The organism is Streptomyces sp. NPDC015127, from assembly GCF_043080095.1.
Taxonomy (GTDB): Bacteria; Actinomycetota; Actinomycetes; order Streptomycetales; family Streptomycetaceae; genus Streptomyces.
Genome location: NZ_JBIBVE010000014.1, coordinates 222,906 through 242,571 on the forward strand (window position 1 = coordinate 222,906; position 19,666 = coordinate 242,571).

Genomic DNA, 19,666 nt, shown 5'->3' on the forward strand with positions numbered 1-19,666 from the left:
GCTCGCTCCGGACGTCCGCGCCCGACCGGCCGTGACGACAACGACGAAGTCTGTGATGGGGGAACCATGCGCGCAGGGGTGTATCTCGCTCACCCGCGGCCCGGCAGTTTCAACCGCGCCGTGTTCGACGCCGTGGTGGAGGAGCTGCGCGGCCGCGGGTGCGAGGTGCTCGCGCACGACCTGTGCGCCGAGGGGTTCCCGCCCGTGCTCGGCGCGGACGAGACTCGGACGGTGGGACCGGCCGCCGCGCCCGTCGATGCGCAGGTGGCCCTGCACCGGGCGGAGGTGGCCAGGCTCGATGCCCTGGTCTTCGTGCACCCGAACTGGTGGGGCATGCCGCCGGCCGTTCTCACGGGCTGGGTGCAGCGCGTCCTCGCGCCGGGCGTCGCGTACAAGCTCGCGTCGGCCGAGGGCGAGCCCGCCGGGCTGCTGACGGCCGGCCGTGCCCTCGTACTGAACACCTCGGACACTCCCGCGGACCGCGAGGAGGGCGAGTTCGGGGACCCGCTGGACCGGATCTGGTCGGCGTGCGTCCTGCCGTACGTGGGTGTCGAGGACGTGCGCCGGGTCGTCTTCCGCACGGTGACCGATTCGACCGCCGCCTCCCGCACGTCCTGGCTGCGGGAGGCGCGCCGGCAGGCCGCCGCGCTCCTGGTCTGATCCGCTGCGGCGCACGGCCCACCGCCCCGAGGACACCGTCAGGGGTCGCGGCCGACGGAAGCAGTGGTCCGGCCGGGAGGACGCCGTCGGCCGCTCCCCTTTCCGGGGCCAGGCCGACGGGACGAGCGGACCGTGTCAGGCGGTGTCGAAGCGTTCCCAGACCCGGTGGCGGCCGAGGAGCTCGGTGATCTGCCCGAGCGTGGTGTCGCCGCCGTCCCCGCTCACCACGCCGGGCGCATCAGCGGGAACGCCGGCTGCCTGCAGGACCCTGTCGGCTCCGGCCCAGCCACCGATTGCCTTGCCGTGCCGGTAGGCCTCCGAGACCATCAGCAGGACGCGCGGGTCGGATGAGGCGTTCTGCCGGGCGACGGCGTCGCCCGCCTTGGCGTCCCGGGCGCCGAAGGCGTCGTCGGCCGGGACGGGGGCGCCGGCGAGGACGAGCGCGTCGAACTCGATCGACCGGGCCGTCGCGAAGGTGCGCTGGACCGCGACCGGGTCGCCGTCCGTGCCCAGTTCGCCGCCGCTGGGCGCGATGACCAGCGGGACCATGCCGGCGTCGAGCACGGACCGGCGCACCGTCCGGACACCGTCGAGGTCGCAGCCCGCGTCCGCGACGATGCCGATGACGCGGCCGTCCACCGGCCAGCTCCGGCCGATCTGCGACAGGGCCGGGCTCGGTTCGACGGATGCCAGGGGCTCGGTCGCCTTGGGCGCGGGCAGCCCGAGAGCGGCGGCGACGCCCTCGCACAGCTCCGGGTCGATATTGGCGAGGACCTGAAGGCCCCGCTCCTTGATGGCCTGCTCGTAGCACTTGCCGAGTTCGAACGAGTAGGCGGCGATGATGTGCTGGCGCTCCGGCGGGGACATGCTCAGCCAGAAACGCCGGGGCTGGCTGAAGTGGTCGTCGAACGAAGCGGGCGCATCGCGGACCTTCTGCGCCGCCGGCACGTCGCGCGGCACCTCGATGTAGGCGGCGGTGTCCGCGCCGGCCTGGAAGGGGCAGCCCCCGTCGAGGGAATTGGGCCGGTAGGGAGCGACCCCCCGGTGCACGGCCGTCTGGTGCATGCCGTCGCGCAGCATGTCGTTGACGGGCGCGTGGGTCCGGTTGACCGGAATCTGGGCGAAGTTGGGCCCGCCGAGGCGGCTGATCTGGGTGTCGAGGTAGGAGAAGAGCCTGCCGGACAGCAGCGGGTCGTCGGTGATGTCGATACCGGGGACGAGGTGGCCCGGGTGGAACGCCACCTGTTCGGTCTCGGCGAAGAAGTTGGACGGGTTGGCGTTCAAGGTGAGCAGGCCGATCGGCTGCACCGGCGCCAGTTCCTCGGGGACGATGTTCGTGGGGTCGAGGAGGTCGATGCCCTCGAAGGTCTGCTCGGCGTTGTCGGGGAAGGTCTGGATGCCGAGTTCCCACTGCGGGTAGGCGCCCGCCTCGATGGCGTCGGCCAGGTCTCGGCGGTGGAAGTCGGGGTCCATGCCGCCGGTGATCTGTGCTTCCTCCCAGACCATGGAGTGCACGCCCAGCTTCGGCTTCCAGTGGAACTTGACCAGTGTCGTCGCGCCCTCGGCGTCGACCAGCCGGAAGGTGTGCACGCCGAAGCCCTCCATCATGCGGAAGGAACGGGGGATGCCGCGGTCGGACATGTTCCACAGCGTGTGGTGGGTGGCTTCGGTGTGCAGGGTGACGAAGTCCCAGAACGTGTCGTGGGCGCTCTGCGCCTGCGGGATCTCCCGGTCCGGGTGCGGCTTGCCGGCGTGGATGATGTCGGGGAACTTGATCGCGTCCTGGATGAAGAACACCGGGATGTTGTTCCCGACCAGGTCGAAGGTGCCCTCGGTCGTGTAGAACTTGGTCGCGAAACCACGGGTGTCCCGCACGGTGTCGGCCGAGCCGCGCGAGCCGAGCACGGTCGAGAAGCGGACGAAGACGGGCGTCTCGACGTCCTTGCCGAGGAAGGCCGCCTTGGTGACCCGGACGGCGGTGCCGTAGCCCTTGAAGACGCCGTGGGCGGCGGCACCGCGCGCGTGTACGACCCGCTCGGGGATGCGCTCGTGGTCGAAGTGGGTGATCTTCTCGCGCAGGTGGTGGTCCTGGAGGAGTACCGGCCCTCGGCTCCCCGCCTTGAGGGAGTGGTCGGTGTCGTACAGCCGCGTGCCCTGGGCCGTGGTCACAAACGCGCCGCCCTGCGCGAGGGCCGCGGGATCCGCTCCGGTCGCCTGCCCGGTGGGGCCGACCGTCGCGGGGCCGCTCTGGTCCGGTTTGGGCGGGAGCGGGTCGCGGGGCTCCGTCGGTTCCTCGAACGTCGGGGGCTGCGGGGCGGGCCTGCCCGGGATCTCGTCGGCGGTGCCGGACGTGTTCCGGTTCAATGTGTCCTCCACGGTTGTGGTGACCGGACGCCGGAACCTTCACCGCCGCCCCGGGCGGGTACCGGCCGCCCGGTGCCCAACCCTGCCGATTCTTCTGCGGCGGGCGTCCGGAGGCAGCCTGAGTACCCCCATTTCGGTGGGCGAAGCAGGAGGGACGACTGCGGCTATCCTGCGCCAGGGCCGGCCCGCGGGACGGCTCGCCCAGCACCACGCATTCACCCTTGACGCCGGGCCCGGTGACCGGCGCGGCAGGAGACGGAGCCTTGATGGACCATCAGCACTTCCAGCGGATCACGGCCTTCGTCGAGGCGCGGCTCACCCCGCTCTTCGACGCCGCGACGGGCAGCACGCACGGCTTCGGGATGGACGACACCTCCCGCGCGCTGCGTGCCCTGCGCGCCACCGTGCTCGCCGCCTCGGCGGTGGAGGGGATCATCGAGCAGCGCCGGACGGCGGACGCGGAGATCCGGCACATCGCCGACCAGGCCCTCGCCCACCACTGGGAGGTGCTGCAGCGCATCGCCAGGAACTGGGAGGACCACCCCGACTTCCTCCGCGAGTTCAAGCGCCACTCCTGGGAGTTCGACGACGAGCCGACTACCGCGGCGGCTGGGGAGGGCTGAGCCGGTGGGGGCCGGCCGCACAGCCGGCCCCCGGACCTCAGCGGCCGGCCATCGGCACCAGACGTGCCGACGCCTGGGCCTTCGCCGCTTCCAGCAGGGCGAGGAGCACCGACTTGCTGGACTCGCGGTCGCGGACGTCGCACAGGATGACCGGTGTGGTCGGTTCGAGGGCGAGCGCCTCGCGCACCTGCCGGCTCGTGCAGTCCCGCCTGCCGTCGAAGCAGTTGACTCCGACCGCGAAGGGGATGTTGCGCTCCTCGAAGAAGTCGACCGAGGCGAAGGAGGCGTCGAGCCGCCGGGTGTCGGCGAGTACCACGGCACCCAGCGCGCCGAGTGCCAGGTCGTCCCACATGAACCAGAAGCGGTCCTGGCCGGGAGTGCCGAACAGGTAGAGCACCAGCTCCGGGGAGACGGTGATCCGCCCGAAGTCCATGGCCACCGTGGTCGCGTACTTGCCTTCCACGCCTGCGAGATCGTCGATGCCCCGACTGACCTCGGTGATGCGTTCCTCGGTCTCCAGCGGGGGAACCTCGCTCACGGAGCCCACCATGGTGGTCTTGCCCACGCCGAAGCCGCCCGCGATCAGGATCTTCAGTGCCGTCGGCATGATCGGCTCAGAGCTGGCGGATAGCATCCATCACCCTTTCGATGAGTTCCACGCTCGGTTTGTCCGTCTCCGACGGCGGGGCCTGGACCAGGATCAGCGAGTCGTTGAGCAGGTCACCGCACAGGACCTTCACCACGCTCACCGGCAGGTCGAGATGGGCAGCGATCTCGGCGACGGCCACGGCGCGATCCCGGCAGAGTGACAGGATCTCGGCCGCCTCCGGCTCCAGCGGCTCATGACCTGAGTCGTCCAGGGACCGCGTGACGACGAGCGTGATCAGCGCGAAGCTGTGCTGACTGTGGCGGGTGCGTCCGCCGGTGATGGCGTACGGCCGGACGTGACGTCCGGCCTGCCCTTCTTCGGACCACCGCGCGTCAGGCATCCTGAATATGACCGTGGAAGGAGCTCTGCACGCGGGGCGCGGCACTGAGGTACTTGCCGACCTTCTTGACGAGCGTGCCCATCTCGAACGCCATCATGCCGACGTCCACTTCCTCGGAGGCGATGGCCGCCAGCCGTGCTCCGCGGCCCGCGGCGGTGACGAAGAGGAACGCCTTGTCCATCTGGATGACCGTCTGCTGGACCTCGCCGCCGTGGAAGTGACGGGCGGCACCGCGGGCGAGACTGTGCATGCCCGATCCGACGGCGGACAGGTGCTCCGCGTCGTCCCTGCCGAGGTCCTTGGACTTGCCGATAAGGAGGCCGTCCCCGGACAGCACGATGGCGCAGCGGATCTCCGGAATCTGGTCCACGAGGCTGTCCAGTAGCCAGTCCAGCTGGGGAGCGGCTTGTACCTGCTCAGTCATTGCTGAATGTTCCCTCACAGTTAGTTGGCGCCATGGCCCGGCGACTCCGCCTGACCATCCGCACCAGCCGACTTGTCCGAATCGGCGATCCGCGCCCGCTTCATCCCCTGCTGGATGGCCATCATGGCGCGGGCCGAGTCACCTGGCGAGAGACCGCCGGTCTCCTCCTCGTCGTCCCGCTCCTGCGCCTCGGCCTGCGCCGCTTCCTTGCGCAACTGCTGTGCGAGGCTGGCTCCTTTGGTCCGCTGGGGAAGGATCCGAGGAGTCGTCAGGGGCCCGGACGGTTCCTGCGCGCGGTCGTACCCGGCGGGCTCCTGATGCCGTGTCTCGGGATCGGGATGCTCCTGGGGAGGCGTCCACTCCGCGGCCATCGGGGACTGCGCCGGCGAGTGAGCCGATGTGGGCGGCAACAGACCTGCACCTCCGTACTCGGGATACCCGTGCTGATCGATGCGCGGCGGCTGGTACGCGGCGCCGGCACCGGGGCCCGGCGTGCCGCCCGCGACCGCGTTGAGCACGACCGTGTCGCCGCCCGGCGCGTCGGCCGCGGCCGGGCGGGCGGGCTCCGCCCGCTGCGCCGGCTCGACCGCCGAGGCCGCTGTCTTGAGCTGCTCCAGAAGCGGGGAGTCGTGCTCCTCGAGCAGGGGCGTCGGCACGAGCACGATGGCGAGGGTGCCGCCGTAGACGGACTCGCGCAGCTCCACCTTGATCTTGTGGCGCTCGGCGAGCCGGGCCACGACGAAGTGTCCGAGGCGGGGGTCCTCGCCCAGCGTCGTCATGTCGAGCTTGGGCGGGTGCGCGAGAAGGTGGTTGGCGCGGGCGCGGTGCTCCTCCGGCATCCCGAGGCCGTGGTCCTCGACATGGAGGGCCAGGCCCCGGGCGACCTTCGTCGCGCTGACGAACACCTGGGTGTCCGGCGGGGAGAAGCTCGTGCCGTTCTCGATGAGTTCCGCGAGGAGGTGGGTGACGTCGGCGACGGCCCGCCCGGCGATGGACACCTGCCGGCCGGGAGGCAGGTTCTTGACCCTGACCCGGGTGTACTGCTCCGTCTCCGCCACGGCGCTGCGCATCACATCGGTGATGGAGACGGGGGCGGTCATACGGCGCGTGGGCGGGGATCCGCCGAGGATCACGAGGTTTTCCGAGTGCCGCCGCACACGGGTGGCGAGGTGGTCGACCTTGAAGATGTCCTTCAGCAGGTCCGAGTCCTCGTGCTTGCGCTCGAGGTCGTCCAGCAGCGAGATGAGGCGGTGGATCAGGATCTGCGTGCGTCGGATGAGCTGGGCGAATACCTTTTCCGTTCCCTCGCGTCCGAGGGACTGGTGGGCGACGGTCTCCACGGCGACGCGTGCGAGGCGGTCGATCGCCGCTTCGAGCCGTCCGAGGTCGTCGGTGGGCTGCTCGGCACTCGGAAGGAGTTCGGCGGGTTCGACCCGCTCTCCCCGCTCGATCCGGGCGAGGACCTGGGGCAGCCGGGCGCCCGCCAGGTCCTCGGTCTTCCGGTGGAGGCGGGAGAGCCGGTCGGTCAGCTCCCGCCGTGCCCGCAGGGCCGGGACGCCGACGAAGGCGAGGCCGGCCAGGGTGGCGAGGGAGCCGAGGATCAAACCGAGGACGAGGTCGTCGGCCTGATCCGTGGCGGTGTCCGCCACGTGCGCGAGGGCGTCGGCGTCCAGCTGCTGCAGTCCGTCGACGACGCTGTCGGCCGCCTCCGGCCATCCGCCTGCCGACGTCGGCAGTGCGGTGTCGCGGTCGGCGGCCACGGCGTCCTCGATCGACACCAGTTCCGTCCAGGACGGCCCGTCGGTGAGCCGCTCGTAGGCGGTGGCCTGGCTCGTGGGGAGGTCACCGGTGTCCAGGTCCGCGAGTGCCTCCCGCTGGATTGCGAGGTACTGGCCGAACCGGGCCCGGGTGGCGGCGTCCAGCCTGCCGGAGGGCAGGGCGCCGGCGATCAGCGCGTCCTCGCGGGAGAGCATCTCGGTGAGCCGCACCAGGGACGACGTGGCGGCGGCGGCGTGGGCGACGCTCCCGTCGTCGGTCCGGGTCGCCGTGGCGATCAGGGCGGTGGCGTGGGTGATGCCGTCCGTGAAGTAGGCGAAGGCGTCGTCGTCGCCGAGGGTGCGTTCGTCGATCGCCGCACGGCGGTCGGACAGCGCGTCCAGCGATTCGTTCAGCCGGCCGGCCCGGTCCTTCAGGGGTGTGGTGTCCAGCCCCGCGGGCGAGATCCGGCGGAATTCCTCGACGGCGGCGTCGGTTCTGCTGCGGGCGCCCTCGAGGGCTGCGCGGGAGGCGCTGGTACGGGCGGCCTGCCACGCGGCGGTGAGACGGCGCTCGTCCTGGAGCCGGGACAGGACGGCGTGCGCGGGCTGCCCCGCGGAGGTGACGCGGTCCGTCTCGTCGCGCAGCTGTATCTGCTCGTCGACGAGCCCGGTCGCCGTGTAACCCCACACTCCGGTGAGGAGGACCGCCGGAACGGCTAGGGACAGGGCGAACGGCAGTCGGATGGATCTGCGGGGGCCGGACCTGTGACTGGTCCGCCGGTCGCGGGTGCCTGGCATCTGATTCCTCGTACGGCAGCGAAACACTGATGGCAGTTAGGGACCGTCCAAAATGCTCAAGAACCCCTAGCGCGCGCCGACTTGACAAATGGTCAGCCGGAGTCGGCGGGCCGTTGAACCGTACCAGGATCATGGCGCACCGTCACACGGGAGTCGCAGTGTGGAGCACATGGCAACGCAACGGTCACAACAGGGCGAGCAACTTTGGGGTGTAAAGGGCGCTGACGGTCTCAATACCGGCGACCATGTCGAAATAGATGGCCGTGAGGTCCTTGTCCCGCTCCACCGCGCGCAGCAGTGAGAGCCGTTGCTCGTGCGGGGCCAGTTGCGCGACCGCCAGTGTGGACTCGTAGCCCGGGAGCAGGGCGGCGTCCCGGTCGTCGGCGTAGTCCCGGAGCGCTCGGTCGAGCCGGAGCGGGTCGCCGCCGAGGAGGCCGCCGACGCGCCGCACCAGGGTTTCCGCCTGGAGGAACGCGTCGCTGATCCCGCGTGCGGTGATGGAGTCCTTGTGGTGTCCTGCGTCGCCCACCAGCGCCCAGCCGGGGCCGGTCGCCTGCCGGAAGAAGTTCCGCTGGTCGCCCGTGCCGCGCAGTCGCTCGATGCGGCGTTTGCCCTGGAGCCTTTCGTACAGCGCCGGCGCGGTGGCGCGTATCTGCCCCAGGTAGGCGGTGCGCGCGTCGGTGCGGACCTCCTCGAAACGGGACTGCGGGAAGTAGGTCAGGACGAGCGTGGCGTCGTCGTTGGTCGGTACGGCGGCCACCCAGCTCTGCGGATTCTCGTACAGTTCGAGGGTGGCCGGCACGTCCTGCCAGTAGCCGTAGTAGGCGCATGTCAGCCGGGGGTCCTGCACGGTGCAGCCCGCGCGGCTGAGCCGTGCGACCGTGGAGCGCATGCCGTCCGCGCCGATCACGAGGCGGGTCCGCTCGGTGAAGGCGCGGCCCTGGTGCCGGCCCTCCACGCCGACGACGCGCCCCGTCTCGTCGTGCAGGAGGCGGGTCACGGAGCACCGGTCGCGGAAGTCGACGCCGGCGGCGACGGCCGCGTCCACCAGGATCGTGTCGAGCACGTGGCGGCGTGGGGCGTAGCCGGCTCGCTGCCCCTCCACGCCCCGGGCGCAGCCCTCCAGGCGGATGTCGGCCACCTCGTAGACCGCGTGGTCCAGGGGCGGGCAGCCAGAGGCCCGTACGGTCTCCAGCAGGCCCCAGCGGGCGAGTGCCGCGACGCCGGGCTGGTGGATGAGGTGGGTCGAGAGGGTGTCGGAGGGGAAGGACGCCCGGTCGAGCATGAGGACCCGGTGACCCGCGCGAGCGAGCAGCATGGCGGTGGGAGCTCCGGCGCAGCGCGCCCCTACCACAATGGCGTCGAACATGTGCATGCCTCACAGACATCGGTGCCGGGTGGGAGCCGCGAGCCCGCCTCGGGGGCGGACTCGGGCGACAGCTCCGGACGGGGGGACGGAGGGTGCCCTCTCGTGGGGGCGGGCGGGACGGCCGTGGGGTCAGTGAGCGCGCCCGAGTTCGGCGAGCAGGGCGTTCCGGTCGATCTTGCCGTTGGCGTTGAGCGGCAGGACGTCGAGGACGGCGATCCGGCTCGGCAACATGTACGGCGGCAGCCGGTCGCCCAGTCCCGCGTACAGCCGCTGGGGAGCGCAGTCGTCGCCGCTGACGGCTGCCTTCAGCTCGGGCTCGCCGTCGGGGGCCGGGACGGCGAGCACGACCGCGTCACGCACACCGGGCTGCTCCCTGAGCAGGGCCTCGATCTCGCCGAGTTCGATGCGATGACCGCGGATCTTGACCTGGTGGTCCGTCCGTCCGAGGTGGACGAGGTGGCCGTCGTGCATGGTGGCGCGGTCCCCGGTGCGGTACCAGTGCCGGTCGGTCGGCGGGCCTGTCGCGGTGTCGTCCGGCACGGCCGCGCCGTCGTGCAGGGCGGCTTGGGCGGCTCCGCTGTTCTCGGAGGGCAGGAACCGGCCCGCGTTGTTCGCCGGTTCGAGATAGCCGGGGAACCGTTGGGGGCCGCGGATGCACAGCTCACCGGTGTCGGCCGGCCTGTCGTCCTCGTCGAGCAGCAGGAGGTCGAGCGAGGGGTGGCACGTCCCGATCGGCACCGTCCCGTTGGCCGTGGCGGGCCAGTCGGCCGGGTCACGGGGCAGCCTGAAGCCGGTGCAGGAGACGGTGAGTTCGGTCGGGCCGTAGAGCACCTCCAGCGTGCTGCCGGGCGCCGCCGCCTGCCATTCCTCCGCAGCCGCCCGGAGCAGCGGCTCACCGCCGAACACACTCCAGCGCAGCGTGGGCATGCTGCCGGGCGCCAGTGTGCCCAGGCGTGACGCGAAGGTGATCAGCGACGGCACGGAGAACCAGTGCGTGAGGCGTTGGGCGTTGACCGTCTTCACCGGTGACATGAGCTGGCTGCGCTGCTGGACCACGAGGGTGCCCCCGGAAGCCCAGGCGACGAACAGGTCGTGCACGGAGCCGTCGAAGGTGAGGTCGAAGGTCTGCGAGAGCCGGCTGCCCGGCCCGGCGTCGTAGCGGGACGCCACGTGGCCGAGGTAGGCGGAGAGGTTGCGGTGCAGGATCGGCACTCCCTTGGGCGTGCCCGTCGACCCGGACGTGAAGATGATGTAGGCGACGTCGTCCGGGTCCGCCTCCCGGTGCACCTGCTCGGGCGGCGGCCCGGCCCGCAGTGCGTCCAGGTCCTCGGGGCCGGCCACGAGCAGGGGGATTCCGGGGTCGGCGGACTCGGCCCCGGAGGCGTCGGCCACGGCCAGTTCCAGGCCCGCGGCCTTGACGATGTCGGCGGTGCGGGCCCGCGGATGCTCGGGGTTGAGGGGCACGACGGCCGCGCCGGTCCGCAGGATGGCGAGGTAGCCGGCGTACGCGGTCACCGAGCGGCTCGCCAGGAGCCCGACGCGCCGGGGCGCGTCGCCTCCGTTGGCCGCGACGAGCCGGGCGGCGAGCCGTTCGGCGAGGTCGCGCAGGTCGGCATAGGTCAGTCGTTCCTCACCGACTTCCAGGGCGACGCAGTCGTCGCCGAAGGCGGCGGCGGAGCGGGCGAACCACGCGTACGCGGTCTGGGGGTCGCTCATGAGGTGGCCGCCTCCAGGGCGTGGATCCACTCGCGCAGGGCGCCGACCGTGCGCAGCCGGGCGAAGTCCTCGGGATCGACGTCACGGCCCGTCTTCTTCGACAGCTCCACGATGAGCCGCAGCTTCGCGAGCGAGTCGATGCCGATGTCGGCGAGCGCGGAATCGTCGTCGAAGGGGATGCGGGCGTGCTCGCGCAGCACCCAGGCCGCGAGGTCGCCCTCGCCCTCGTCCCGTTCCTCACCGGGCCAGTACCGCTTGGTCTGCCACGGGTAGCGGGGCAGCGGGACGAAGCGGCCCTCCTTGCCGAACACCTCGTCCCAGTCCACCGGCCTGCCCTCGCGGTAGCGGTCCGCGGCCGTGGCCAGGATCTCGGGGGCCGCGTCCTGCCCGGCCGGCTGCCCGGCCCCGGCGAGTGCGGCCGCCATCTCCTCGTGGGACGCCCCGATGACGGCACGGCGGTGTTCGTGGTGCTGACGGCGGGTGGCCGCGCTGTAGCAGATGTCGCGGAGGGGGTACGCGCCGCCCGGGCCGTCGGGGCCGAGGTAGGCGGTGTAGGCGCGGGCCAGCGCGTCCAGTGCCGCGGCGGTACGGGCGGACAGCACGAGCACGTACGGCGTGCCGTCGGCGGCCTCGGCCGGGTCGGCAGGCCGGGGGTCGGCCTGCCGGATCACCACGTGCGCGTTGAGGGCCGAGGAGCCCTGGCCGGAGATCCCCGCGAGGGCAGGGCGGCCGGGGTCGGGCAGGTCGTGGAGCTTCTGCGGTATCAGCAGCGGCAGTTCGTCCCAGGCGACCGCGGGGTTGGCGGTGGTGAGGTGCAGGCTGGGCGGCACCTGGCCGTGCTCGAGGCAGAGCACGGCCTTGATCAGCCCGGCCATGCCGCCGGCGGCTTCCGCGTGGCCGATGTTCGTCTTGACCGAGCCGACGAGCAGCGGCCGGTCGGCGGGCCGGCCCTCCCCCAGGACCTCGCCGAGCGCACTGAGCTCCAGCGGATCCAGCGCCGGTGAGCCGGATCCGTGCGCCTCGACGTAGTCGACGTCGGCCGGGTCGACCCCGGCATCCTCGTACGCCCACCGGAGCGTCTCGACCTGCCCCGCCATGGAGGGGGTCAGCAGCGAGTCGCCGGTGCGGCCGTCGTTGCCGATGGCGCTGCCCTGGATGACGGCCCGGATGCGGTCGCCGTCCGCGAGCGCGTCGGTCAGCGGCTTGAGCACGACGACGGCCACGGCGTCGCTCGGCGCGTGGCCGTCGGCGCCCGCGTCGCCGAACTTGCTCCGGCCGTCGGCCGCGAGGGCACCGGCCTGGGTCATCATGACGCTTTCATCGGGACGGAGTGCGAGGTTCACTCCCGCGGCCAGTGCCAGCGGGCTCTCTCCCGCGCGCAGGCTCTGCACGGCGCTGTGCACGGCCGCCAGCGAGGAGGAGCAGGCGGTGTCCACCACGACGCTGGGGCCGCGGAGGTCGAAGACGTAGGACAGGCGGGCCGGCAGCAGTGAGCGGTAGTTGTGGAACTGCGAGGCGGTCGCCGCCTCCAGGCCCTGACGGAACCTCATCTCCAGGTAGTCCGAGCGGGCGTTGCCGACGAAGACGCCGGTGCGGCTGCCGGCCAGTTCGTCGGGCCGTCGGCCCGCGTCCTCCAGGGCGTCCCAGGCCGTCATCATCAGCAGCCGCTGCTGCGGGTCGAGCTCCGTCGCCTCGGTGGCGGACATCCCGAAGAACTCGGCGTCGAAGTCGGCGACTTGGTCGACATAGCCCGCGCGGCGGCTGCCGATCATGCCGGGCCCGGGACGTTCGGAGTAGAGGGTGTCGACGTCGTAGCGTTCAGGCGGGGTCTCGCTCGTGACGTCCACACCGTCCCGCAGCAGTGCCCACAGCTCGTCGGTCCCCGACGCGCCGGGGAGCCGGCAGGCCATGCCGATCACCGCCACCGAGCGTGCGTCCACGTCCGACCTGTTCATCAGAACACTCCTTCGATGCTTCCCGACGGTGTGGCGGGAGGGGGCTGTTCACGTCGTTCCGTGAAATGTCCGGGGCTGCCACGGGCGTTTGCGAGCGGCCACGCTGCCGCGCGCGAAAGGCCCCCGGGGATCCGGTCGGTGCGGCCGGGTCACACAGTGAAGCGGACCCTGGCCTCGCGATGTCGGGCACAGGGGCACCGGTGTCTCGTCTGTCGCGGTGGTTCGTCCGTCGCAGTGGCTCACGAAAAGGCACAACTGCCGCCCGCGGGCGGCGAGGACCGCGCCGCGCACGCGGCTCGGGGAAGCGTCCTCGTCGGGGTCGTCGGGGCGCGGCCGAGGGGGCGCCGGGTCACGGTGAACTGCGCCGTTGCGCAGGGGGGTTGCGGTGTCGGGGCGAGGACCTCGCCGCGCACCGGCCCTGTCGTGGGATGTTCCGGGAAGACGGCACCGTGCACACCACCAGGGCCCGACGGGCGCGCTCGCCCGTGCCTGGGGCGGCAGTGAGCCCGCAGCCCGAACCGCACTCGACCCACCGCGCTGTTCCCCTCCCTGCGATCACCCGATCCGCCGACCGCATGCTTACCCACCGCATGATTGTCATATGTCAAACCCCTTCGGCTCGTTCCGGTTCGTGGATTGGCGGGAAGTGATCGCCCAGTGGTGAACCGTTGCCCGCTTTGGACCGGATTCACCGTTGGGCCTGGCCAAGGAACCGCTGGCCCGAGGGCATGCGACCGTGCGCGCCGGGCGATCCGGGTGTCCCACATGGCACAGAAATGATTCCGGTGCGCCGATGCGGAGGGCCAGGATCTGATTACATCTGGCGCATGGATCCCCTGACATCTGATCAGACCGGGCGCGCGGCCGAACAACGCAGGCTCCGGCTGCAGGTTCTCGGCCTCAACAGCGTCGAGGCCGAGGCAACGTTCGACCGAGTGGCGCGACTTGCCGCCACCTTCACCCAGGCACCCCTCGCCATGGTCAACTTCATCAACGACGAGCGGCAGATGTTCCGCGGGATGTACGTCCCGCCGTCATCTCCCGACGACCACACGGCCTCCGAGGGCCGCGGCATCGTCTTCGACCTCAGCGACATAGCCCGCGAAGCACCCAGCGACTACGGCTTCTGCCCCCATGTGGTGGCCCAGGGGTCCCAGCTCGCCCTGGACGACGTGTTCGACTACCCGCGGTTCCGGGGCAACCCCCTGGTCAACGACATGGGAGTGCGCTCCTACCTCGGCACGCCGCTGCGGGACCACACCGGCATGATCCTCGGCACCGTGTGCGTGGCCGACGTGGTGGCCCGCACCTGGGACCGCAAGCTCAAGGAGGGCATGCAGGAGCTCACCGAGACGCTTCTGTCCGAGTTCAGGCTGCGCGACAGCCTGCTCGCCCAGCAGCAGGAGCTGTTCGCCGTGTTCGACGGCGCGCCCTTCCCGATCATGCTCACCGAAGGCCCCGAGCACCTCCTGCGCTACGCCAACGGCAAGCAGGGAGCCGCCTTCGGCATGGTCCCCCAGTTCAGCCCGGGACGGCACGTCCTGGCCGGACTCGACGCCGTCGGAGTCTTCAACGCGATGGACGAGGCCTTCCACACCGGCCGGACCACCACGCTCCCCCGCGCGTCCCTCACCACCTACGACTCCCCCGCGCCCCAGGACTTCAGCTTCCTGTGCACTCCGGTGCGCACGTCACCCCAGGCGCCGGTCAGCGGAGTCCTGACGGTGGCCATGAACGCCCAGCAGCCCTACCCGGGCTCCGAGCAGCGGGTGTTCGCCGCCAACGTCCAGGAACGGTTCGAGCAGCTCGGTGCGGCAGGCTTCGGTGGCCCGGTCCCCGGGCAGCAGGGCGGAGGCGCCCAGTACCCCCACTGACACCGGCCGTTGCCCGCGGGTTCCCGGCCTCGCCATGCGGCCGGGAACGGACTTCCGTCCCCTCTTGCGCATCAACCTGCCGGGCTCGCCGCCCCATTGGTGGCCAGGGATACCGGACGCAGGCGATGTGCGGGGATGGGGACGGGGACGGGGACCAGCGGACCGTTCAAGGCCGCCGGTGGTGACTGCCGGGGGTGCAGCCGAAGGCGCGGCGGAAGACGTCGATGAAGGCACTGGTGGAAGACCATCCGCAGCGGTGGGCGACCGTGGTCACGGGCACGTCGTCGGCCAGCATCCGCAGGGCGTGGTAGAGGCGCAGCTGGGTGCGCCACTGCGGGAAGGTCATGCCCAGTTCGCGGCGGAAGAGGCGGCTGAGGGTGCGCTCACCGGCTCCCACCGCAACACCCAGCGCGGCCAGGGTGCGTGCATCGGCCGGGTCGTCGTGCAGGAGGTCGCAGACCGCCGCGAGGCGGGGATCGGCGGGAGCCGGCAGGTGGACGGGCTGCTGGGGCGAGGCACGCAGCTGGTCGAGGACGACCGCGCGCAGGCGCCGGCGCTCGGGGGTGTCGTCGCGGGGGCCGCGCGTCCACGCGAGGATCAGTTCGCGCAGCAGGGGGCTGACGGTCAGCACAGCAGGGGTGTGCAGACCGAGGGGGTTGGTGCGGGCGGGCAGGCCCAGCAGGTGCAACTCCAGGTGGCCGTACGCGCGGTGGGCGTGGACGCAGCCCGCGGGGACCCAGATGGCGCGGGTGCCCGGGGCGAACCAGGTCCCGGCGTCGGTCGTCACGGCCACGACTCCCGTGCCCGCATAGACGATCTGGTGGTCGTCGTGGCGATGGGCGTCGATGCTCTCGCCCGGGGCCAGCTTCTGCGCGCGGGTGGGCGCCTGGGGAGTGTGGCGGATCTCCGGCATGGATGGGCATTTTATCGGAAGCGCGCCGACCGGGCCGTGGCGACGATCGAGGGGTGTCGAAGAATCGCATCCCCCGCATCCGTCGGATCACGCTGCTGTCCCTGGGCCACGCGTGTGTGGACGTCTACCAGGGCGCGGTGGCCGCGCTCGTGCCGTATTTCGTCTCGGAGCGGGCCTACACCTATGCCGCCGCCTCCGGTGTCGTGCTGGCCGCCTCGCTGCTGTCCTCGGTGGTGCAGCCGCTGTTCGGGGCGCTCACCGACCGGTGGAACATGCCGTGGCTGCTTCCGGTGAGCACGGTGGTGGGCGGCGCGGGCGTGGCGCTCGCCGGCGTGAGCGACTCCTACGCCCTCACGCTGGCGGCGGTCGCCCTGTCGGGAATTGGGGTGGCCGCCTACCACCCGCAGGCCGCCCGTGCCGCGCGCGGCGCGAGCCGTGGCAGCCACACCGCGATGGGCTGGTTCTCGCTCGGCGGCAACCTCGGCTTCGCTGCCGCGCCCCTGGTGGTCTCCGCGGTCGTCACCACCGGCGGTCTGCACACCTCACCTCTGCTCATCGTCCCGGCCCTGGCCGGAGCCGCGCTCTGCGTGGCCGCCCTGCGGCGGGACACGTCACCCGGCCCGCCGGTCCCCGGCCCCGCGAACGAGCCGGGAGGCGTGGACGACTGGCGGTCCTTCATCAGACTGTCCGGCGCCGTCGTGTGCCGCTCGGTGGTCTTCGTCGGGCTGAGCGCGTTCGTCGCCGTGTACGTGCGCCAGCGCACCTCGGGCGGCGAACTCGCCGGTACCGCCGCCCTGTTCCTGCTCTACCTCGGGGGCGCGGTGGGCACCGTGGCCGGCGGGAGGCTCGCCACCCGCTTCAGCCGCATCACGGTCGTGCGCTGGTCCTACGCCCTGACCGTCCCGGCCGTCGCCGGTGTCGTCCTCGTCCCCGGACCCCTCCTGTACGTGTGCGTCGCCCTCACGTCGGCAGGTCTGTACGTGCCGTTCTCCCTGCACATCACCCTGGGCCAAGACTACCTGCCCCGACGGGTCGGCACCGCCGGCGGCGTCACGCTGGGCCTGGCGGTGAGCGTCGGCGGCATCGCGAGCCCCGCCGTCGGCGCGCTCGCGGACGCCACCTCCCTGCAGACCGCCCTCGCACCGCTCATCGCCCTCCCCGCTCTCGGCGGACTCCTGCTGCGTCCCCTGCGCGAGCCGGGCACCCCCGACACCGCCCCGACGGCGGCGCCCCTTCCCCCAACTCCCCCGACCTGCCCCTGACTTCGGTACACGTCCCGGCCCCGGCAGGCTGTCGCATGCCGGTCCGCCGGACGCGCCCGTGACGCGGCGGTCGGTGGTGCCACGCGAGCGGCGCCGCCGCGCGACGCCCCGCAGGCGGTGTCGCCGACTGCGCGTCCCGCCGCCTTACGCCCCACGACCTGCGTGTATGGCGGTCCGTGACCGTTCGAGGTGCGCGGGCGACGGTCCGCTGTTTCGCTGGTGCCGCCCGCTCTTCCCGTTCACAAAGGAGTGATCATGAGCGCAGCAGACAAGTCCCGTGGCCGTGAGCAGGAGCAGCAGCAACTGCGTCGGCAGGTCCGTGAGATCGAGCAGGCCGCCGAGCGCGCGACCGACCCGCAGGAGCGTCAGCGCCTGCAGGACAAGGCGCGCCGACTGCGCGAGCAGACCGGCGAGCGCGACGACCGGCGTCCGAGGGACCTCGATCCCATGACGTGACCCCACCACGGGCCCGCTGCAGCGGCCTTCACGCATCGCTTGCGTACGCGTAGGAGGCCGCCTCGGCAACGACAGGGGCCGGGTGCCGCTTCGGCGGCGTCCGGCCCCTGTCGCCGTCCGGGCGGCCGTTGGGGTGAACCGGTGTGCCCTTTCCCGTCCGGCAGGGCTCCTGCTCCGAACATGAGGCAGCCGCCATTGCTTCCGCGCGGCCCCACGAGAGCAGGGAGTGCTGCATGCCCGTCGTCCGCAGACCAGACATCCTCGACCGGCCACGCCCGGAATCCGCACCCGCCGGTACGAGCCCGCGTGCCGGGGCCGTCCCGGCCGTGGGAGAGGCCGCGGGAGAGATCGGGGTGAGCGTGCTGGGGCCGGACGGCTGGACGGCCGCTCAGGCACCTCCGTGGCCCGATGCGACGACGCCCTCGTTGTGTGCGCACCGGGACGGCCTGTACGCCGCCTTTCTGCGTCCCTCGGACGGCGCGGTCATGTGGAGCACGCTCGAGGACACCGGGTGGAGCGCCCCGGAGCCGCTCCCGACGGGCGACGCGGTGAGCGCCTTCCGGCCTGCGTTGTGCGCGGTGCGCGGCGACGTCTGGTGCCTCTACGTCGCGCGGGACGACTCGAACGTGACGGTCTGTCCCCTGCCCGTCGGCGGGCAGGGTCTGCCCTTCGCCCTGGACTCCTGGGCCGCCGCGGCGGCGCCCTCGGCGGTGCCGGTCGGGCGCGGGGGTCTGCGCACCGCGCTGCGCCATCCCGGGGGCGACGCGGTGATCGGCGACTGGAAGGTCCGGCGCGGACCCCTGAACCGCCGGTGGCACTGCGCGGACCAGGGGTGGCTGACGGACGGCGACAGCACCGGCGCGATCGGCCTGGCCGACCACCACGGCATCACCTGGGGCGTCTACCGGCAGAAGAACGACGCCATCGGAGCGCTGTCCTGGTCCGCGGACGCCTTCGGTCCTGTATGGGAACTGGAAGGACCGCTGACGGCGCATACGCCGGCCGTCGCGTCACACGAGGGGAAGCTGTGGCTGGCGTACTGCGAGAAGGACACGCACGAACTCCTCGTCTGCTCCGCGCCCGACGGGCGGAGCTGGTCGCCGGTCGAACCGGTGCTCCGGGCGCCGGTCGCCGCCGCGGAACCGGCCCTGGTCGTCCACCACGGCCGGCTGCACGCGTACTACCAGCGGGAACCCGCGCACCGGACGAGTGACGACCCGGTGCCCGCGCAGTCCGTCCGGCAGCCGGCGCCGAAGGCTCACCGCGGACCCGCGTCCGCACGGCATTTGCGGGCCGCGGGCGGTTCCTGACCCGGCGGACGGCTCCGGACCAGGGCCGTTCACCGCGGTGGTGGTGCCGCAGTAGACCGGGCCCACCCGGAACCTGTGCCGACCGGGCCCGCCCGGAACCTGTGCCGACCGGGCCCGCCCGGAACCTGTCACGCGGCCGTCAGCGCGTTGATCAGATCGTCGCGCGTCATGGAGGAGCGGCCGGTGATGTGCGCCGCGGTCGCCTTCTTGTAGAGCTCCGCCTTCGACAGGTCCTGGAGCGACGCCCTGGTTCCGGCGGCGGACCGGGCCCGCTTCCCGGCCGGCGGTTTCTTCCCGACGGTCGACCGCCGCGCTCCCCGGGGGGCCGCCTTGCCTCCGGTGTCCTTGGGGCCGCGGGCGCGCTCGACGCTGGCGCGCAGCGCGTCCATCAGGTCGACCACGTTCGTGGACTTCGGCGGCTCCTGCGCCTTCTCGACACTCTCGCCGGCCTGTTTGGCCTTGATCAGGGCGGCGACCTTCTCCTGGTAGGTGTCGTGGAAGTCGGCAGGGTCCCAGTCCATGCTGAGCGCCTCGATCAGCTGCTCGGCCATCCGCAGTTCCTTGGCCGACGCCTTGGCCTTGCCCGGCAGGCCGGGGATCTCCTTCCGCGGCTCCCGTATCTCGTCGGCCCAGTGCAGGGTGTGGCAGGTCAACAGCCCTTTCTCGGCCTTGACCGCGACGAGGTACTCGCGCTGCCGCATCACGAACGTGGCGACCCCGGCGCGGTTCGACCGCTCCAGCGCCTGTTCCAGCAGCCGGTACACGTCGCCGTACTCCTTGCCCCTCGGGCCCAGGTAGTACGTCTTGTCGAAGAAGATCGGATCCACCTCGTCCAGGTCCACGAACCCGCGGATCTCCAGCGCGCGCGAGCGGCCCGGAGCGATCTCCTCCAGCTCGCCCGGTTCGACGAGCACGTACTCCTCGCCGGTGTCGTAACCCTTGACGATGTCCTCCAGGTCGACTTCCTCTCCGGTGCGCTCGTTCACCCGCCGGTTCCTGATCCGGTCCGAAGTACCGCGCTGGAGCTGGTGGAAGTGGATCGCGTGGCTGTCGGTCGCCGTGTAGAGACCCACCGGCACGCTGACCAGCCCGAAGGACAGGACCCCCGACCACACGGGACGGGCCATCGCCACCACCTCCGAGTGCGCCGTCGCTACCCCGCGACTACCCGCGCACGGCGATCACACCCGTGCCCG

16 protein-coding genes are annotated in these 19,666 nt (G+C 72.0%); 6 read left to right on the forward strand and 10 right to left on the reverse strand.

Annotation, left to right across the window (positions count from 1 at the left end; all coding sequences use genetic code 11):
- Positions 1-66: 66 nt before the first annotated feature.
- Positions 67-660, forward strand: a complete 594-nt coding sequence (locus ACF08N_RS27370) for an NAD(P)H-dependent oxidoreductase (protein WP_392327346.1) — start codon at positions 67-69, stop codon at positions 658-660.
- Between the two features lie 135 nt (positions 661-795).
- Here ACF08N_RS27370 and ACF08N_RS27375 read toward each other — a convergent pair whose 3' ends face one another.
- Positions 796-3,024 (reverse strand): catalase, encoded by a 2,229-nt coding sequence (locus ACF08N_RS27375; RefSeq protein ID WP_392327347.1) that lies wholly within the window; start codon positions 3,022-3,024, stop codon positions 796-798.
- 266 nt (positions 3,025-3,290) lie between these two features.
- Here ACF08N_RS27375 and ACF08N_RS27380 point away from each other — a divergent pair, with 266 nt between their 5' ends.
- Complete coding sequence (locus ACF08N_RS27380) at positions 3,291-3,647, forward strand: hypothetical protein (RefSeq protein ID WP_392327348.1); 357 nt, start codon at positions 3,291-3,293, stop codon at positions 3,645-3,647.
- Between the two features lie 37 nt (positions 3,648-3,684).
- Here ACF08N_RS27380 and ACF08N_RS27385 read toward each other — a convergent pair whose 3' ends face one another.
- The 7 genes from ACF08N_RS27385 to ACF08N_RS27415 form a co-directional block, all read right to left on the reverse strand.
- On the reverse strand, positions 3,685-4,281 hold the full coding sequence (locus ACF08N_RS27385) for an ATP/GTP-binding protein (protein ID WP_392327349.1): 597 nt from the start codon (positions 4,279-4,281) through the stop codon (positions 3,685-3,687).
- Positions 4,262-4,636 carry a DUF742 domain-containing protein gene (locus ACF08N_RS27390; RefSeq protein WP_392327350.1) on the reverse strand — a complete coding sequence of 125 codons (375 nt, stop codon included), beginning with the start codon at positions 4,634-4,636 and terminating at the stop codon, positions 4,262-4,264. The genes ACF08N_RS27385 and ACF08N_RS27390 overlap by 20 nt, the downstream gene beginning before the upstream one ends.
- Positions 4,629-5,060, reverse strand: coding sequence for a roadblock/LC7 domain-containing protein (locus ACF08N_RS27395; RefSeq protein WP_392327351.1), 432 nt, complete (start codon positions 5,058-5,060; stop codon positions 4,629-4,631). The genes ACF08N_RS27390 and ACF08N_RS27395 overlap by 8 nt, the downstream gene beginning before the upstream one ends.
- 20 nt (positions 5,061-5,080) lie before the next feature.
- The gene (locus ACF08N_RS27400; RefSeq protein WP_392327352.1) at positions 5,081-7,615 is read right to left on the reverse strand and encodes a nitrate- and nitrite sensing domain-containing protein; all 2,535 of its coding nucleotides are present in this window, start codon (positions 7,613-7,615) and stop codon (positions 5,081-5,083) included.
- A gap of 184 nt (positions 7,616-7,799) precedes the next feature.
- Entirely contained in the window at positions 7,800-8,990 is a 1,191-nt protein-coding gene (locus ACF08N_RS27405) for an NAD(P)/FAD-dependent oxidoreductase (protein ID WP_392327353.1), read from the reverse strand.
- Between the two features lie 123 nt (positions 8,991-9,113).
- Positions 9,114-10,700: an amino acid adenylation domain-containing protein gene (locus ACF08N_RS27410; RefSeq protein WP_392327354.1), complete on the reverse strand. Its 1,587-nt coding sequence runs from the start codon at positions 10,698-10,700 to the stop codon at positions 9,114-9,116.
- The gene (locus ACF08N_RS27415; protein ID WP_392327355.1) at positions 10,697-12,655 is read right to left on the reverse strand and encodes a beta-ketoacyl synthase N-terminal-like domain-containing protein; all 1,959 of its coding nucleotides are present in this window, start codon (positions 12,653-12,655) and stop codon (positions 10,697-10,699) included. The genes ACF08N_RS27410 and ACF08N_RS27415 overlap by 4 nt, the downstream gene beginning before the upstream one ends.
- Before the next feature lie 827 nt (positions 12,656-13,482).
- Here ACF08N_RS27415 and ACF08N_RS27420 point away from each other — a divergent pair.
- A complete protein-coding gene (locus ACF08N_RS27420; RefSeq protein WP_392327356.1) occupies positions 13,483-14,529 on the forward strand; it encodes a GAF domain-containing protein in 1,047 nt (348 codons plus the stop codon).
- A gap of 166 nt (positions 14,530-14,695) precedes the next feature.
- Here the strand turns inward: ACF08N_RS27420 and ACF08N_RS27425 are convergent, their stop codons facing one another.
- A complete protein-coding gene (locus ACF08N_RS27425; RefSeq protein WP_392327357.1) occupies positions 14,696-15,442 on the reverse strand; it encodes an AraC family transcriptional regulator in 747 nt (248 codons plus the stop codon).
- Between the two features lie 53 nt (positions 15,443-15,495).
- Here ACF08N_RS27425 and ACF08N_RS27430 point away from each other — a divergent pair, with 53 nt between their 5' ends.
- The 3 genes from ACF08N_RS27430 to ACF08N_RS27440 all read left to right on the forward strand — a co-directional run bounded on the left by ACF08N_RS27430 (position 15,496) and on the right by ACF08N_RS27440 (position 18,470).
- On the forward strand, positions 15,496-16,704 hold the full coding sequence (locus ACF08N_RS27430) for an MFS transporter (RefSeq protein WP_392327358.1): 1,209 nt from the start codon (positions 15,496-15,498) through the stop codon (positions 16,702-16,704).
- A 255-nt stretch (positions 16,705-16,959) separates the two neighbouring features.
- Positions 16,960-17,160: a DUF6381 family protein gene (locus ACF08N_RS27435; RefSeq protein WP_392327359.1), complete on the forward strand. Its 201-nt coding sequence runs from the start codon at positions 16,960-16,962 to the stop codon at positions 17,158-17,160.
- A 233-nt stretch (positions 17,161-17,393) separates the two neighbouring features.
- On the forward strand, positions 17,394-18,470 hold the full coding sequence (locus ACF08N_RS27440) for a hypothetical protein (protein ID WP_392327360.1): 1,077 nt from the start codon (positions 17,394-17,396) through the stop codon (positions 18,468-18,470).
- Between the two features lie 128 nt (positions 18,471-18,598).
- On the opposite strand, the gene ACF08N_RS27445 is transcribed toward ACF08N_RS27440, so the two are convergent.
- Positions 18,599-19,597, reverse strand: coding sequence for a Ku protein (locus tag ACF08N_RS27445; RefSeq protein ID WP_392327361.1), 999 nt, complete (start codon positions 19,595-19,597; stop codon positions 18,599-18,601).
- Between the last annotated feature and the right edge of the window lie 69 nt (positions 19,598-19,666).